The sequence below is a fragment of the Erwinia aeris genome, assembly GCF_041224955.1.
Taxonomy (GTDB): Bacteria; Pseudomonadota; Gammaproteobacteria; order Enterobacterales; family Enterobacteriaceae; genus Erwinia; species Erwinia aeris.
This window is the reverse complement of the sequence record NZ_JBGFFX010000021.1, coordinates 18,871-34,160: the sequence shown is the minus strand read 5'-3', so window position 1 is coordinate 34,160 and position 15,290 is coordinate 18,871. Positions and strand designations below refer to the sequence as shown.

15 protein-coding genes are annotated in these 15,290 nt (G+C 56.1%); 4 read left to right on the top strand and 11 right to left on the bottom strand.

Features of this window, described 5'->3' with window-relative positions; translation table 11 throughout:
* Window positions 1-345: 345 nt before the first annotated feature.
* The 5 genes from nrdF to AB6T85_RS23095 all read right to left on the bottom strand — a co-directional run bounded on the left by nrdF (window position 346) and on the right by AB6T85_RS23095 (window position 5,009).
* On the bottom strand, window positions 346-1,305 hold the full coding sequence (gene nrdF / locus AB6T85_RS23115; RefSeq protein ID WP_301252702.1) for a class 1b ribonucleoside-diphosphate reductase subunit beta: 960 nt from the start codon (window positions 1,303-1,305) through the stop codon (window positions 346-348).
* Window positions 1,306-1,344: 39 nt separating this feature from the next.
* Window positions 1,345-3,489 (bottom strand): class 1b ribonucleoside-diphosphate reductase subunit alpha, encoded by a 2,145-nt coding sequence (gene nrdE, locus AB6T85_RS23110; protein WP_253459071.1) that lies wholly within the window; start codon window positions 3,487-3,489, stop codon window positions 1,345-1,347.
* Window positions 3,462-3,863: a class Ib ribonucleoside-diphosphate reductase assembly flavoprotein NrdI gene (nrdI, locus tag AB6T85_RS23105; RefSeq protein ID WP_125289390.1), complete on the bottom strand. Its 402-nt coding sequence runs from the start codon at window positions 3,861-3,863 to the stop codon at window positions 3,462-3,464. Before nrdI ends, nrdE begins: the two co-directional genes overlap by 28 nt.
* Before the next feature lie 4 nt (window positions 3,864-3,867).
* On the bottom strand, window positions 3,868-4,107 hold the full coding sequence (nrdH, locus tag AB6T85_RS23100; protein WP_125289391.1) for a glutaredoxin-like protein NrdH: 240 nt from the start codon (window positions 4,105-4,107) through the stop codon (window positions 3,868-3,870).
* 575 nt (window positions 4,108-4,682) lie between these two features.
* The gene (locus AB6T85_RS23095; RefSeq protein ID WP_125289392.1) at window positions 4,683-5,009 is read right to left on the bottom strand and encodes a DUF883 family protein; all 327 of its coding nucleotides are present in this window, start codon (window positions 5,007-5,009) and stop codon (window positions 4,683-4,685) included.
* Window positions 5,010-5,171: 162 nt separating this feature from the next.
* Between AB6T85_RS23095 and AB6T85_RS23090 the strand changes: the two genes are divergently transcribed.
* The 4 genes from AB6T85_RS23090 (at window position 5,172) to AB6T85_RS23075 (ending at window position 8,465) form a co-directional block, all read left to right on the top strand.
* Window positions 5,172-5,507 carry a DUF2002 family protein gene (locus AB6T85_RS23090; protein WP_125289393.1) on the top strand — a complete coding sequence of 112 codons (336 nt, stop codon included), beginning with the start codon at window positions 5,172-5,174 and terminating at the stop codon, window positions 5,505-5,507.
* A gap of 113 nt (window positions 5,508-5,620) precedes the next feature.
* The gene (gene mmuP / locus AB6T85_RS23085) at window positions 5,621-7,039 is read left to right on the top strand and encodes an S-methylmethionine permease (protein WP_253459077.1); all 1,419 of its coding nucleotides are present in this window, start codon (window positions 5,621-5,623) and stop codon (window positions 7,037-7,039) included.
* Window positions 7,026-7,952: a homocysteine S-methyltransferase gene (mmuM, locus tag AB6T85_RS23080; protein ID WP_369896960.1), complete on the top strand. Its 927-nt coding sequence runs from the start codon at window positions 7,026-7,028 to the stop codon at window positions 7,950-7,952. The genes mmuP and mmuM overlap by 14 nt, the downstream gene beginning before the upstream one ends.
* Before the next feature lie 93 nt (window positions 7,953-8,045).
* Window positions 8,046-8,465, top strand: coding sequence for a hypothetical protein (locus AB6T85_RS23075; protein WP_125289397.1), 420 nt, complete (start codon window positions 8,046-8,048; stop codon window positions 8,463-8,465).
* A 46-nt stretch (window positions 8,466-8,511) separates the two neighbouring features.
* On the opposite strand, the gene speG is transcribed toward AB6T85_RS23075, so the two are convergent.
* From speG to eptA, 6 genes are all read right to left on the bottom strand, one after another.
* Entirely contained in the window at window positions 8,512-9,078 is a 567-nt protein-coding gene (speG, locus tag AB6T85_RS23070) for a spermidine N1-acetyltransferase (protein WP_253459083.1), read from the bottom strand.
* A 121-nt stretch (window positions 9,079-9,199) separates the two neighbouring features.
* Entirely contained in the window at window positions 9,200-10,066 is an 867-nt protein-coding gene (locus tag AB6T85_RS23065) for a nucleoside-specific channel-forming protein Tsx (protein WP_253459086.1), read from the bottom strand.
* A 624-nt stretch (window positions 10,067-10,690) separates the two neighbouring features.
* Window positions 10,691-11,575, bottom strand: a complete 885-nt coding sequence (locus AB6T85_RS23060; RefSeq protein WP_253459090.1) for a dihydrodipicolinate synthase family protein — start codon at window positions 11,573-11,575, stop codon at window positions 10,691-10,693.
* 306 nt (window positions 11,576-11,881) lie between these two features.
* The gene (gene pmrB / locus AB6T85_RS23055; protein WP_253459093.1) at window positions 11,882-12,952 is read right to left on the bottom strand and encodes a two-component system sensor histidine kinase PmrB; all 1,071 of its coding nucleotides are present in this window, start codon (window positions 12,950-12,952) and stop codon (window positions 11,882-11,884) included.
* A complete protein-coding gene (gene pmrA, locus AB6T85_RS23050) occupies window positions 12,945-13,616 on the bottom strand; it encodes a two-component system response regulator PmrA (RefSeq protein ID WP_253459096.1) in 672 nt (223 codons plus the stop codon). The genes pmrB and pmrA overlap by 8 nt, the downstream gene beginning before the upstream one ends.
* Window positions 13,613-15,253, bottom strand: coding sequence for a phosphoethanolamine transferase EptA (gene eptA, locus AB6T85_RS23045; protein ID WP_369896957.1), 1,641 nt, complete (start codon window positions 15,251-15,253; stop codon window positions 13,613-13,615). Before eptA ends, pmrA begins: the two co-directional genes overlap by 4 nt.
* Window positions 15,254-15,290: the final 37 nt, after the last annotated feature.

Genomic DNA, 15,290 nt, shown 5'->3' with positions numbered 1-15,290 from the left:
TCTTATATTTCAATCGGTCCTGGTAAAATATGAACGGTCTATACCCTAACACACTCTCAGGCTGAGGCAACCCTTTGCGCGGCCTGGCGGAATTGATCCTGAGACGTGCATCTCCGGTAATGCCAGTAAGGGTAAGGGATGACGAGGAATTTCAGACAGGGAAAATAGTGCGATATTTATTATAAAAAGACGTCCTGGAAGAGGTAATTTAGCGGGGATTTTTCGCTTGTAGACGGAATAAAGTAACGTAAAAAAGGAGAATATCTTTCAGTAAATTTTTATTGAACGTCCGATCAATAAAAATAATGCCAGCGGACGGCCAGCCAAAAAGCCGCCCGCATTTATTCAAAAATTCCAGTCCTCATCTTCGGTATCCACGGCTTTTCCCATCACATAGGAAGAGCCGGAGCCGGAGAAGAAATCGTGGTTCTCGTCGGCATTGGGAGAAAGCGCGGCCAAAATAGCGGGATCGACATTGGTTAGCTCTGGCGGGAACAGCGCCTCGTAACCTAAGTTCATCAGCGCCTTGTTGGCGTTATAGTGCAAAAACTTATTCACCTCTTCGCACCAGTCCGGGCCTTCATACAGATCCGCCGTATAGGCCAGCTCGTTTTCATACAGCGCCAGCATCAGTTCCATGGCGAACTGATGCAGCTCTTTGCGTCTGGCCTTGCTCTCTTTTTGCAGCGCCTTCTGGTATTTGTAGCCGATATAGTAGCCGTGTACCGCCTCGTCTTTGATAATCAGGCGGATCAGATCGGCGGTATTGGTCAGTTTGCCGCGGCTTGACCAGTACATCGGCAAATAAAAGCCGGAATAGAACAGAAAGGACTCCAGAAAAACGCTGGCGATTTTCTTTTTTAACGGATCGCTGTAATGATAGTGTTCCAGCACGATGTCGGCTTTTCGCTGCAAAAAGATATTATTTTCGCTCCATTCATAGGCCGCATCGACATCGCTGGTGTGGCACAGCGTGGAGAAGATAGAACTGTAGGATCGCGCATGTACCGCTTCCATAAAGCTGATATTCGATATCACCGCTTCTTCATGCGGCGTCAGCGCATCCACCATCAGCGCCGGGGCGCCAACGGTGTTCTGAATGGTGTCCAGCAGCGTCAGTCCGGTATAGACGCGGATGGTGAGCTGCTGCTCCTGTGGGGTTAACCCGTTCCAGGCCGGAATATCGTTAGAAAGCGGAATTTTTTCCGGCAGCCAGAAGTTCGAGGTCAAACGGTTCCAGACTTCCAGATCTTTTTCGTCCTCGATCTGGTTCCAGTTAATAGCGTGCACGCGTTGTAGTTTCATCATATTTTTAGCGAATGCCTTCGCTCCCTTATGGTCAGGTTAGAGCGAGCAGGAAACACAGCCTTCGACTTCAGTGCCGAGCAGGGCCATCTGACGCAGGCGAATGTAATACAGGGTTTTGATGCCTTTCTTCCAGGCGTAAATCTGCGCCTTATTGATATCGCGCGTGGTGGCGGTATCGCGGAAGAAAAGCGTCAATGACAGCCCCTGATCGACATGGCGCGTCGCTTCGGCATAGGTATCGATAATCGCTTCCGGCCCGATATCGTAGGCGTCACGGTAAAACGCCTGGTTATCGTTGGTCATAAACGGCGCGGGATAGTAGACGCGGCCCGTTTTCCCTTCCTTACGGATCTCAATACGCGAGACGATAGGGTGAATACTCGACGTGGCGTGATTGATATAGGAGATCGAGCCGGTCGGCGGGATCGCCTGCAAATTTTGATTATAGATGCCGTAGTGCGTAACCATATCGCGCAGCTGCCGCCAGTCCTCTTGCGAAGGCAGCGTAATACCCGCTTTGGCAAACAGCGCGGCGGCTTCCGGCGTGCGCGGCTGCCAGGGCTGATTAACATACTGGTCAAAGTATTCGCCGCTGGCGTAGCGAGAGGCCGCAAAACCTGCAAACCGCTCGCCGCGTTCCCGGGCAATCAGGTTAGAAGTGCGCAGCGCGTGATAGGTGACGGCATAGAAGTAAAGATTGGTAAAGTCCAGCGCCGCCGGTGAACCGTAGTGGATGCCTTCACGCGCTAAATAGCCGTGCAGATTCATCTGGCCCAGGCCGATAGCGTGCGACTGCGCGTTGCCGTTTTCGATGGAAGGCACGGAGCGGATATGGCTCTGGTCGGAAACGGCCGTCAGGCCGCGTACCGCGATCTCCACCGTGCGGGCAAAGTCAGGCGAATCCATGGTATGCGCAATATTCAGCGACCCGAGGTTGCAGGAGATATCCTTGCCGATATGACGATAGCTTAAATCCTCATGGTATTCGGTCGGCGTATTTACCTGCAGGATCTCCGAACAAAGGTTGCTCATATTAATCCTTCCCTTGATCGGGTTGGCGCGGTTAACCGTATCCTCAAACATAATATAGGGATAGCCGGACTCGAACTGGATTTCCGCCAGCGTCTGGAAGAACTCGCGTGGATTAATAAAGGTGCGGCGGATACGCTCGTCGGCCAGCATCTCCTCATATTTCTCGCTGATGCTGATATCGGCAAAGGGCAGGCCGTAAATACGCTCGACGTCGTAAGGCGAAAAGAGCGCCATCGGCTGATTGGCCTTCGCCAGCTGGAAGGTCACGTCCGGTATCACCACGCCCAGCGACAGCGTTTTGATACGGATTTTCTCGTCGGCATTTTCCCGTTTGGTATCCAGAAAGCGCAGGATATCGGGATGATGCGCGTGCAAATATACCGCGCCCGCGCCCTGACGCGCGCCCAGCTGATTGGCGTAGGAGAAAGCATCCTCCAGCATCTTCATCACCGGGATCACGCCGGAAGACTGGTTTTCAATACGCTTGATCGGTGCACCGGCCTCGCGCAGGTTAGAAAGCAGAAACGCCACGCCGCCGCCGCGTTTGGACAGCTGGAGCGCGGAGTTCACCGAACGGCCGATCGACTCCATATTGTCTTCAATACGCAGCAGAAAACAGGAAACCAGCTCGCCGCGCTGCTGCTTGCCGCAGTTCAGAAATGTTGGCGTGGCAGGCTGAAAACGGCCGGACAGCATCTCTTCCACCAGCGCCGTCGCCAGCGCCTGGTCACCTTTGGCCAGCGTCAGCGCCACCATGCAGACGCGCTCGGTAAAGCCTTCAAGATAGCGTTTGCCGTCGAAGGTTTTCAGCGTATAGCTGGTGTAAAACTTCCACGCGCCAAGGAAAGTCTGGAAGCGGAAGCGATGCTGGTAAGCCTGCTCAAACAGCGCATTGATAAAATCAAAAGAATAAGCGTTCAGCACCTCGGCTTCGTAATAGCCTTCCGCCACCAGGTATTGTAAGCGCTCACTAACAGAGTTGAACGTTACCGTATTTGGCAGCACGTGCTGTAAGAAATAGCGGCGCGTCGCCTCACGATCTTTCTCAAACTGAATATGGCCGTCTGCATCGTAAAGGTTGAGCATTGCGTTCAGGGAATGGTAGTCGGCCGTGGCTGGCGCTATGGGTGTGCTTTCTGTTGTTGCCAAAATTGGGTTACTCCCCTGGATACGTTGGCGATGTCTTCTTCAGTGCCCAGCAGCTCGAAACGGTAGAGGCACGGGACGCGGCATTTCTGCGCAATAATGCTGCCCGCCAGGCAGTAAGCTTCGCCAAAATTGCGGTTGCCGGCGGCGATTACGCCGCGAATGCCCTGGCGGTTATCGACATCGTTAAGAAACTGAATGACCTGCTTCGGCACGGCACCTTTGGCGGTGCCGCCGCCGTAGCTGGGCACCACCAGGATATAGGGCTCAGCCACGCGCAGCGGCTGGCCGCCGATCGGGATACGGCGACAGGGCAGGCCGGTACGCAGCACAAAGCGGTGCGTGTTTTCCGACTGGCTGGAAAAATAGACCAGCATGGCGTCAGCCCTGCGCGACGGCACGGCCCAGCGCGGCGATCTTATCGGGGCGGAAGCCGCTCCAGTGTTCGCCTTCCGCCATCACCACGGGAACCTGGCGATAGCCCAGCGCTTTCAGCGTCTCCAGCTCGGTGGGATCCCGATCGAGGTTGATCAGCTGATACGCAATGCCCTGCTTATCCATCGCGCTTTTCGTCGCGCCGCACTGGACACAGTTATCTTTAGTGTAAATAATAATGCGCATGATTCGTATTTCCCTTTGTAGGCGGATATCCGGCACGGATAAGGCTGACAGACTGTTGAGCAAGCTTCCGGGCAGAAACGCCGCATAACCATATATTGTGTGTTGGTTGCTGTATTAAATACTAGATGTGGTGTTTATCGATTGCAACCTTATAGCTTGTGCGCTTATCAGCGCTAAGCGGGGCAAAGCCTTGCCGCACCTGGATTTAGCGCGGCAAAAAAATTTCAGGCTTTTTGCATGGCAGAACTGAAAGGGGATTCGGCAAACGGCGTGGCTAAAAAACAAGCGGTACGGCGCAATAAATTCATGACGAAGGCCGGATGCTGATGGCCAGCAGAGGCGGGGCGAGAAATATCCAGTAAGAGGTTATTGGGAAGGCTGTCATAAAACAGCAGGTATTGGATATAGCTGCTAAAGCAGGGCGGTAAACCACATAAACAAGATGTCGTGTAACTGTGGCAGCAGAACTTGCCGGCCGCAGCCACTTCTGCACTCTTATCCGGCAGAATTCGCCGTCCCGCAGAAATAACAATCCCCGCATAAGCGGGGACTGATCAGAGCATACAGGCGTAAAATTAATCGCGGGAAGTGCTGGTCGCAATCAGCGCGCCAAGGAAAACGCCGATCGCCGCGCCGATGCCGACGCCGTGCCACGGGTTATCCCGCACAAAGGTATCCACATGCTCGCCTGCGTCTTTAGCGACCTGAGACACGCGGTTGCCGCCGCCGTTAAGCTTAGCGCGGGTTTCTTTCAGCAGCGCCTGCGCTTTGCTGCGCGCATCGTCAACTTCTTCTTTCGATTTGCTGCCGTAGGATTTCAGCAGGCCATCAAGGGTATCAGCCAGCAGAGTGACGTCCTGGTTGATATCAATATCTTCGTTCTTTGTCGTCCGGTTAAACATTTAGCGCTCTCCTGGAAATGATACGGACTATTTACTATAGACTATCAGAGAGATATTTCGTGCGTCGGGCTGCCGCGCACCCTGTTTCTGGACAATTCCGAAAGCCCTGCGCCCTGGCGCTAAGGTAAGGTGACGGAGTTGGCAAGTATTAGAGGATTAAGCATGTATCTACGCCCTGATGAGGTCGCTCGCGTACTGGAAAAAGCGGGATTTGAAATGGACGCGGTCACCGCAAAAGCTTACGGCTATCGCCGAGGCGACAGCTATGTGTACGTAAATCGCGAAGCGCGTCTGGGACGCACCGCGCTGGTTATCCATCCCACGCTGAAGGAAAAAAGCCACAGCTTTGCGGAACCCGCGAACGAAATCAAAACCTGTGAGCACTACGTGCAGTTTCCCATGTACCTGGTCGGCGACAGCCGGGATCACTACGGTATTCCGCACGGCTTCAGCTCGCGCGCCGCGCTGGAACGCTATCTCGAATCCGTATTCGACTGATCGCCTGACGGGCTGAAAGCGCTGCTTTACGTTTCCTGACGTTGCATTACCGGCACAGACCAGGTATAACACCTGGCCTATGTAGAAGTTTAGACGTCTATACGGATAACAGGATGCAGCAGACTCAGCAGGACAATACGCAACAATTTAAACGCAGCATGAAGGCGCGCCATCTGGTAATGCTTTCGCTTGGCGGCGTGATCGGCACCGGCCTGTTTTTTAATACCGGCTATATTATTTCCACTACCGGTGCGGCGGGTACGCTGCTGGCCTATCTGATTGGCGCGCTGGTGGTCTATCTGGTGATGCTCAGCCTGGGCGAGCTTTCCGTCGCGATGCCCGAAACCGGCGCGTTTCACGTTTATGCCGCGCGCTACCTCAGCCCGGCGACCGGCTATACCGTGGCGTGGCTTTACTGGCTGACCTGGACCGTGGCGCTGGGATCGAGCCTGACGGCCGCCGGTTTCTGTATGCAGTACTGGTTCCCCCAGTCGCCGGTCTGGCTCTGGTGCCTGCTGTTCTGCGCGCTTATCTTCCTGCTTAACGTTATCTCTTCCCGCTTCTTCGCCGAAGGGGAGTTCTGGTTTTCGCTGATCAAGGTCATCACCATTCTGGCATTTATCGTGCTTGGCGCAGGCGCGATGTTCGGCTTTATTCCGTTAAAAGACGGCAGCAGCGCGCCGTTCTTCCACAACCTGACCGCGCACGGCTGGCTGCCGCACGGCGTGCTGCCAATTTTGATGACGATGGTGGCGGTAAACTTCGCGTTCTCCGGGACCGAGCTGATTGGCATTGCCGCTGGCGAGACGGAAAATCCGCACAAGGTGCTGCCGCTGGCGATACGCACCACGGTAGCGCGGCTGATTATTTTCTTTATCGGCACCGTGCTGATCCTGGCCGCGCTGATCCCGATGGATCAGGCCGGCATTGTGAAAAGCCCGTTTGTGCTGGTGTTTGAAAAGATCGGTATCCCTTATGCGGCCGATATTTTTAACTTCGTTATCCTGACCGCGATTCTGTCAGCCGCTAATTCCGGCCTGTACGCCTCTGGCCGGATGCTCTGGTCGCTCTCCAATCAGAACACGCTGCCGCGCTGCTTTGCCCGCCTGACCCGTCGCGGCATTCCGCTGACCGCGATTTCCGTCAGTATGCTGGGCGGCCTGCTGGCGCTGTTCTCCAGCGTGATCGCGCCGGATACGGTGTTCGTCGCGCTTTCCGCTATCTCTGGCTTTGCCGTGGTGGCCGTGTGGCTGAGCATCTGCGCCGCGCACTTTTTCTTCCGCCGGGCGCATCTGCGCGCGGGTAAACCGCTTGCCGAACTGAAATATCGCGCGCCGTGGTATCCGCTAACGCCGATTTTAGGTTTTGTGCTCTGCCTGCTGGCCTGCGTCGGGCTGGCTTTCGATCCCGAGCAGCGCATCGCGCTCTACTGCGGGCTGCCTTTTATCGCCGTCTGTTACGGCGCTTACTACCTTACTCAGCTGCTGCAAAAACGCGAGCAGGCAAAGGAGACTCCACATGTTGTCGATTGATGCCGTAAAACAGCAGGTAGCCGCCGGACTGGTGCTGGATGGCGCGATGGCTACCGAGCTGGAAGCGCGCGGCTGCGACCTGAGCGACGCGCTCTGGTCTGCGAAAGTGCTGATTGAAAATCCTGAACTGATTTATCAGGTGCATTACGACTACTTTAAAGCGGGCGCGCAGGTGGCGATCACCGCCAGCTATCAGGCGACGCCGCAGGGTTTTGCGCAGCGCGGGCTGGATGAAACGGCTGCGCTGGCGCTGATTGCCCGAAGCGTGGCGCTGGCCGTGAAGGCCCGCGAGGACTATCTGGCCGCCGCGCCGCAGGCCGGGCCGCTGCTGGTTGCCGGCTCCGTAGGGCCTTACGGCGCGTTTCTGGCCGACGGTTCCGAGTATCGCGGCGACTATGCGCTGCCGCAGGCGGAGATGATGGCTTTCCACCGGCCGCGCGTGCGGGCGCTGGTGGCGGCGGGGGCGGATATTCTGGCCTGCGAAACGCTGCCTTCCTTCGCAGAGATCAAGGCGCTGGTCGCGCTACTGGCAGAGTTTCCCGCCACGCCGGCCTGGTTTTCATTTACGCTGCGCGACAGCGAACATCTCAGCGACGGCACGCCGTTAGCTGAAGTCATCGCCTTTTTGGATGCGCAGCCGCAGGCGGTGGCGCTGGGGATCAACTGTATTGCGCTGGATAAAGTCACGGCCGCGCTGAAAGTTTTCTCCGCGCTGAGCGCGAAGCCGCTGGTGGTCTATCCCAATTCCGGCGAGCAGTACGATGCCGTCAGTAAAAGCTGGCACAGCGACGCCTCGACCTGCACGCTGGCGGATAACCTTGCCGAATGGCAGGCCGCCGGCGCCAGGCTGATTGGCGGCTGCTGCCGCACCACGCCCGCCGATATTAAAGCTATCGCCCAACGCTGCCGATAATACCTTCAGAGCTTTGCACCATAACGCCCGCAGCCGCCGGGCGTTATTCGCTGCGCCCAACTATTCTCACTATTTAACCTGGCAGGAAAGCTTATGAAACGTATTTTACCGGTGCTGTTTGCAGCGTGGCTGCTTGGCGGATGCGCCACTATCGTGGGCGACAAAACCCAGGATGTGAGCATTCAGAGCTGGCCACAAGGGGCAAAATTTGTGGTGCAGGATGAAACCGGCCGGGCGGTGGCGGAAGGCTACACGCCAAAGACCGTGACGCTGGCAAAATCGGACGGCAGCTACTTCGGCAAAAAGAAATTTCTGCTGATGCTGGAGCAGCCGGGCTTCGTGCCGCAAACCATTCCGCTAAACGAGAAGGCCAACCTCTGGTATCTGCTGGGTAATATCCCGCTTGGCGGCTTCCCCGGCTGGCTGCTGGTCGATCCGTTTAACGGCGGCATGTACCACATCGAAGAACCGCCAGCCCGGATCATTATGAATCCTGTCGGTGCGCGCGGCTGACGGAAAACGTGGTGGCCCGCGCTGCTGGCGGGCCGGATAGCCGGAGCTACTGCGCTGTGGGCTTAACCATCGTATGCGGCGGGCGGTGCTTAGCCAGATACTGATGCTGGAAGATGCACATGCGGATGGTATTGCGGTACTCGCCGTTGATAAAAAACTCGTGGATCAGCTCGCCTTCAATTTCAAATCCCAGCTTGGTGTAGATATGGATAGCCTTTTTATTCTCTTTATCGACGATTAAATAAAGCTTGTAGAGATTGAGAACGGAGAAACCGTACTCCATGGCCAGCAGCGCGGCCTTGCTGGCAAGACCTTTGCCCTGATGGCCGGGCGCGATAATAATCTGAAACTCCGCGCGACGGTGAATATGGTTGATTTCGACCAGCTCCACCAGGCCCACTTTATCTTCCGCATACTCCACCACGAAACGCCGTTCGCTCTGATCGTGAATGTGCTTGTCATAGAGATCGGACAGCTCGACAAACGCCTCATAAGGTTCTTCAAACCAGTAGCGCATCACGCTGGCGTTGTTATCCAGCTGGTGGACAAAATGCAGATCTTCGCGTTCCAGCGGACGTAATTTTACCGATTGCTCGGCCGATAAAGCAGGCATACATCATCCTTTGTTACTGAGGCACCAGGGCAAGCAGTATAGGGCGTGCAGCGGGCGGGAAAAAGCGGGAAAACAGCACCGCCAGCGCGCAAAGGGCTGGCGGTTGAGGAAGCGTTGCGGATCAGAAGTTGTAGCCGGCCACCAGATAGTAGCCCCAGCCGGTGGATTTCACTTCAAAATTACCCGTGCCGAAGTTCAGCTCCTGGCCATCTGCCCACTGGCCGCCGTTGTGGAAATAACGCGCCACCACGGAATAGTGCCAGTGATCGTAAACCAGCGACAGCACGTGGCTGGAAGCGATGGAGTTGCTGGTGCGTGAAGCATCGCTCTTGTCGCGCAGATCGGAACCCCAGTCAAAGTTGGTAAAGCCGATATAGCTCAGGTTACCGCCCCACAGCGAAGTCAGCGGCACAAAGTATTTCACCTTAAAGCGATAGCCGTCCCAGCTGTTTTCGTTAGCGGCACCGTAGTTCTCCCACTGGTATTTAGCGTACACGTTCAGCGACAGGTTGACCGGCGTGTGGGTATCGATATCGGTGCCCAGGCCCATGTACCAGGTGTTCTGACGGTTGTCGCTGTTACGGCCCATATCGTAGATATAGTTGTTGGCGAAATACCACTCTTTCACCGGCCCGATGCTCAGATCGGTATTGGTCAGTTTGTCGATGGAGAAGCGCGGTTCGATCTCCATAAACATCGGCGAGCCGTGGTCGAAAATGCCGTTGGCGTTGGAGTTACCGGCACCGAAGAAGTTGGTCAGATCCAGGTAGCCGTAAAAATCAAACCAGTCTTTTTTGGCGAAGGCTTCATATTCCAGATAAACGTCGTTGTTAAACTGCGGCCCGAACCGGGTGTGATAGCTGCCTACCACGTTAACGCTCTGGTGCCACCAGTCGGAAACGTACTGCGGCTGCTCGGGGGCAGCAAAAGAAGCGGTGCTGTATGAAAGCGCCATCACTGCGCCAGCCATCAGAGATTTATATTTCATTATATTACCACATGCTTATCGACCATTTTCTGCAGCCCGCGCGATGGTCTTATCTGTCGTTATCCGGAACGGAACAGGAAGGCGGTTTCAGTGCCGAAAGCGCCCGTATAAATGCCGGAAAAGTGTGCCGTCATCCGCGCTTAAGGAAATAGATATCGCTCACAGTTGTCAAACTCTGTTTCATTTCACTTTAATTAAAGTGTGATGTAGATCACGCAAAGGACGGAACTTAAGCGGGCTGTTGCTTGTCTGCGCCGAAAAAGCCTGTTTGTCGCCAGGTAAACGTTTGCCTGTTGAAGTAAGGGGGAATGCTGAGAAAAAGAAAGCGGTGCGGGGTAAATGTTATGAGGTTGTGTTATAAGATAATCTTATATAAAGGGCAGGTTTTTGCGCATTTTTTAGCCATGTAAAGAGAGCGAAGTTGCCAGGCGGCAGGTAACGGCCGCCCCTGTTTCACGCCATCCTGGCTGGCAGTACGGCGGCGGATAATTACCGCCGCTTTGGTTTGGCAGTCCGGCAGCGGCAGATAATTACCGCCGCTTTGGCCTTTCAATCCAACAGCAGCAGATGATTGCTACTACTGTGGCCTTTTACTCCAGCAGGGCAGATAGCTGCTGGAGCCTTTCACTCCAGCAGGGGCAGAACAGCCTCCAGCCGCCCGGCATCCTCACGATCAATTGACGCCAGCGGCTGCGGCAGATTAACCGCTTCCGTCAGGCCCAGCCTGGCGGCCAGCGCGGCGACAACCCGCAAACTGCCATATTTTGCAAACAGCGCCCAGAGCGGGGCCAGCCGATCGGAAAGGTTTTGCGCCTCCAGCTGCTGACCCGCGGCGCTCAGCCGGATAATCCGCTGGCAAACCTGCGGAAACAGGCCGCCCAGCACGGAAAACCACAGCTCGCCGCCCGCATTCAGGCCTCGCGCGGCCAGCGCGTCGCCGCTGACGCCAATGGCTATTTTGTCCGGCAATAGCTGGCGCAGACGGTCTATCCGCGCTTTTGCCTGGGCGGCATCGTCCGGCACGCCGGGAATTTTAATAGCGGCGAGCCTGGAAAGCCCGGCGAGTCGACCATATAGCTCATCGCTGAAGGTAAATTGCGTGGTGCCGGGATTGTCATACAGGCACAGCGGCACGGAAATAGCGTCGTTAACGCTTTGATACAGCTGAAACACCTCTTCTACCCGCAGCTTCTGGTAGGAAACTGGTGCCAGCAGCAGCGCTTTCGCACCGGCCTGCTGCGCGTCTTCGGCCAGTTCCAGCACCTGACGCGTCCGCAGCGCGCCAATGCCCACCATCACCGGCACCTTTCCCGCTTCCTCGACGGCCAGCGAAACCACACGCTTTCTCTCCTCACGCGTCAGATAAGCGTAGTTGCCCGTCGAACCCAACACGCCAAGCGACGTCACTCCGGCTGCCGCCAGTCGCTGGATCAAACCGCGAAAAGCGCGCTCATCAATTTCTGTTTCATTCATTGGCGTTAAAGGGAACGCGCTGAGACCGGTAAACATAGAGGTTTCCTTAATAGCGTGACGGATAAACACGCAGCGTAGCACCAGAAGGATTTCGGTATAAGAGGGCAAACCGCAACGGGCATTTTCCCGCGGGTTCCGCCAGCTCGAAAGCAACATTTTTCCGCCGTTTAGCGCGCCCTTAATGTTGCCTTAATATTCCTGCGGGAAACTCTTCTCACCAACCTGAGGAGAACACTATGAAACAGCCGCACAGCCGTCCGCTAAGTGAATATACCGCCGTGATTTTCAGCGGCCTTGTGATCCTGGCTTTTCTGCGGGTTTGGTTCGCCGCCTGAGCCGCCGTCAGGAAAATTTTACCGAGGCGCGACAACCGCCGGTTTGCGGCCGATTTTCGAGGAAAAACTGCGCCTTATGCAGCTGGGCAATGCGGCTGACGATGCTCAGGCCCAGCCCAATGCCGCCGTAACGGCTGTCCATCCGTACAAAAGCGCGGCTCAGCTCGCCGCTTTTGCTTTCGTCAATGCCCGGCCCGCAATCCTCCACCGCCAGCACCGCGCCGGAAACGTTTTCAATGCGAACGGTCACGACGGTGCCTTTTGGGCTGTAGCGATGGGCATTCTCAAGCAGGTTCCTCAGCAGGACGCTCAGCAGCGTGGCGTCGCCGCGCACCGTGACATCCTGCGTTGCCGCCACTTCCAGCGTTTGTCCACGCTGTTGCAGCATCGCCTGCATTTCCAGGCTCATCGGCGCGATCACATCCCGCATCAGCGAAACCTGCTGATAGTTGCCGGCGGTAAAGGATTGCCCGACGCGCGCCAGTTGGAGCAGCTGAGAGACGCTGTTGGTCATCTGATCCAGACGCTCGAGCAAAGGGCGCACGTTAACGGCGTGCTTTTTCTCTATCAGCTCCAGATGCAGCCGTAGTCCGGCCAGCGGCGTGCGCAGCTCGTGGGCGACATCGGCGGTAAACAGGCGTTCGCGCTCCAGACTGGTGGTCAGACGCGTAATCAGCTGATTAACAGCCTGGGTAACGGCATCCACTTCCCGCACCGAACGGGCACAGCTGATGGGATCGAGATCGTCCTCGCTGCGGTTTTCCAGCTGCTTTTGCAGTTCAGACAGCGGCCGCGTGATCCATTTCACCACCTGGAAACAGAGCAGCAGGGCGAGCGTAATCATAATCAGGCTCGGCACGGCCAGGCTGGCGACGGCCTCATGGATCTCTTTTTCCACGTGCTTGTGCTGGTCATGATTATGCAGCGCCGCGTCCACCAGCAGCTGGATCTGCTCTTTGCTTTCGTGCCACAGCCACGCCACGCTAATCACCTGGCAGAACAGCAAAATCAGGCCAACCGCCATCAGCAGGCGAAAGCGCATTGTGTTGCCTTGACGTTGAAAGAAAAATTTACTCATCCGTATCGGCCTTGATCAGGGCATAGCCAAAGCCGCGCACGGTGCGGATCGCCGACCGGCCGATTTTTTCGCGCAGGTTGTGGATATGCACCTCCAGCGTGTTGGTGGACGGCTCGGTTTCCCAGTTGTAGATATCGTTGTAGAGGATTTCGCGATGCACCGGCTGCCCGGCCTTAAGCATCAGCCGCGACAGAATAGCGTACTCTTTCGGCGTCAGCTCCAGCAGCCTGTCGGCAAGATGGATCTGGCGATGCGTCATATCCAGCGCCAGCTGGCCGAAAGTCAGCCTGCTGTCACCCTGGTTAACATCGCGGCGGATCAGCGCCCGGATGCGCGCCAGCAGCTCTTCCAGCGCAAAAGGTTTGATCAGATAATCGTCCGCGCCCGCGTCCAGCCCGGTGATGCGGTCGCCGACCGTATCCCGCGCGGTGAGGATCAGCACAGGATACTTTTTCTTCTGGCGGCGCAGGCGCAGCAAAAGGCGCAGGCCGTCCTCGTCCGGCAATCCCAAATCGAGGATCAGCAGGCTATAGAGGCCGCTGGCAAGCGCGGCCTGTGCGTCGTGGCTGGTGCTTACGCCGTCGCAAACGTAGCCTTCGCCTTCCAGCGCCATAAGCAAACCCTGTAGCAGCAGGGCATCGTCTTCCACTACCAGAATTTTCACCGATTTGTGCTCCGACAGGCCGTCAGGATATCGTCGCCAGGCACATACTCACGCGTCACCGTGCCGGTCAGCCCCAGCACCGTAGAGAACAGATTATCCTGCGACCACGTATTCTTCGTCAGTTTGTTCATACAGTCCATAGCCACCGCGTGGCGCTGCTGATAGTCGGGCGACAGCCAAATCAGCATCGGCACATACTTCTGCTCTTCCGGCGCTATCGCGTAGGGCATACCATGCAGATAGACCCCGTTTTCGCCCAACGATTCCCCGTGATCGGAAAGATAGACCAGGCTGGTGGTAAAACGATCCTGATGTGATTTTAATACGTTAATGGCTTTATCGACGATGTAATCCACATAGAGCAGGGTATTGTCGTAGGTGTTGACCAGTTGCTCCCTGGAACAGTCCTGGATCTGGTTGGTGTCGCAGGTCGGCACAAAACGGCGGAACTGCGCCGGATAGCGATGATAATAGGTTGGGCCGTGGCTGCCGATAGTATGCAGCACGATAATGCCGTTGCCCTTCAGCTGGTTGATATAGTCATCCAGGCCGTGAAACAGCACGTCATCGTAGCATTCGCCGTCGATGCACTCGCCAGGCAGATCCAGGCGCGTCATATCCTGATGCGGCACCCTGTCACAGGCGCCTTTACAGCCGCCGTCGTTCTCATTCCACAGCACGCTCAGGCCCGCGCGCTGCACGATATCCAGCAGGCCTTCCCGATGGCTGGCAAGCACATCATCATAGTGCGCGCGCGGCATCCCGGAAAACATGCAGGGCACCGACACTGCCGTAGAGGTGCCGCAGGATATGGTCTGCGGGAAATAGATAACGTTATCTTTCGCCAGCAGGGGATTGGTCTGGTGCGGATAGCCGGAAAGCGAAAAATCCGCCGCGCGCGAGGTTTCGCCCAGCACAATAATGGTCAGGCTTTTTTTCGTGCTGTTAAGCATTTGCGGGCTTTGATGCGCATCTTCTCCCAGCCTGACCAGCGGCAGGTGCGTTAGCTGGTTGTGCTTATACCAGGAAAGCGTTGCGGCAATACTGTTGGAAGGGCTAAGCGACTTCACCAGCTCTTTATGATTGCGAAACAGCGAGGCGTAATCTTTATAGAAGAGCAGGGCTATCAGTAGGATCAACATGGCAGAGGCGGCCAGGCTGATAGCGCGCGGTACCACGCTGCTCAACAGGCCCGACGGCGTTTTGAAGCGTATCCAGAACGCCAGCACGACGGCCAGCACGCCGGAAAGCAGCAGGCTGATAACAAACTGCGGCGTCATCAGGGCAAAGGATTCCGACGCGGTGGTATCCAGCATATTGACGATCATCGAGCGGTCGAGAACGATATTGTAGTTCCAGATAAAATACTGTGCCGCAGCGGAAACCAGGATAAACAGGGCGATAAGCAGCCTGTCCAGCCACAGAAACGAAGCCAGCGTCAGCACGATATTAATGACGCTGAACGCTACCAGCGGCATAGAAAGGAAAACCAGCGTACAGCGCAACGTGGTAAGCGGCATGGCCGCCAGCACCTGATGGTAGAAGGCAAGATTCAGAAACAAAGCAATGTAGGCGGAAAAGAGGATCAGGAAAAGGTGTCGACTCAGCGACACTCTTTTTAGCTGCATCAGTGACATACCAGCAATCCGGAGCAAGAAAAGAGAGGCTCAGCCT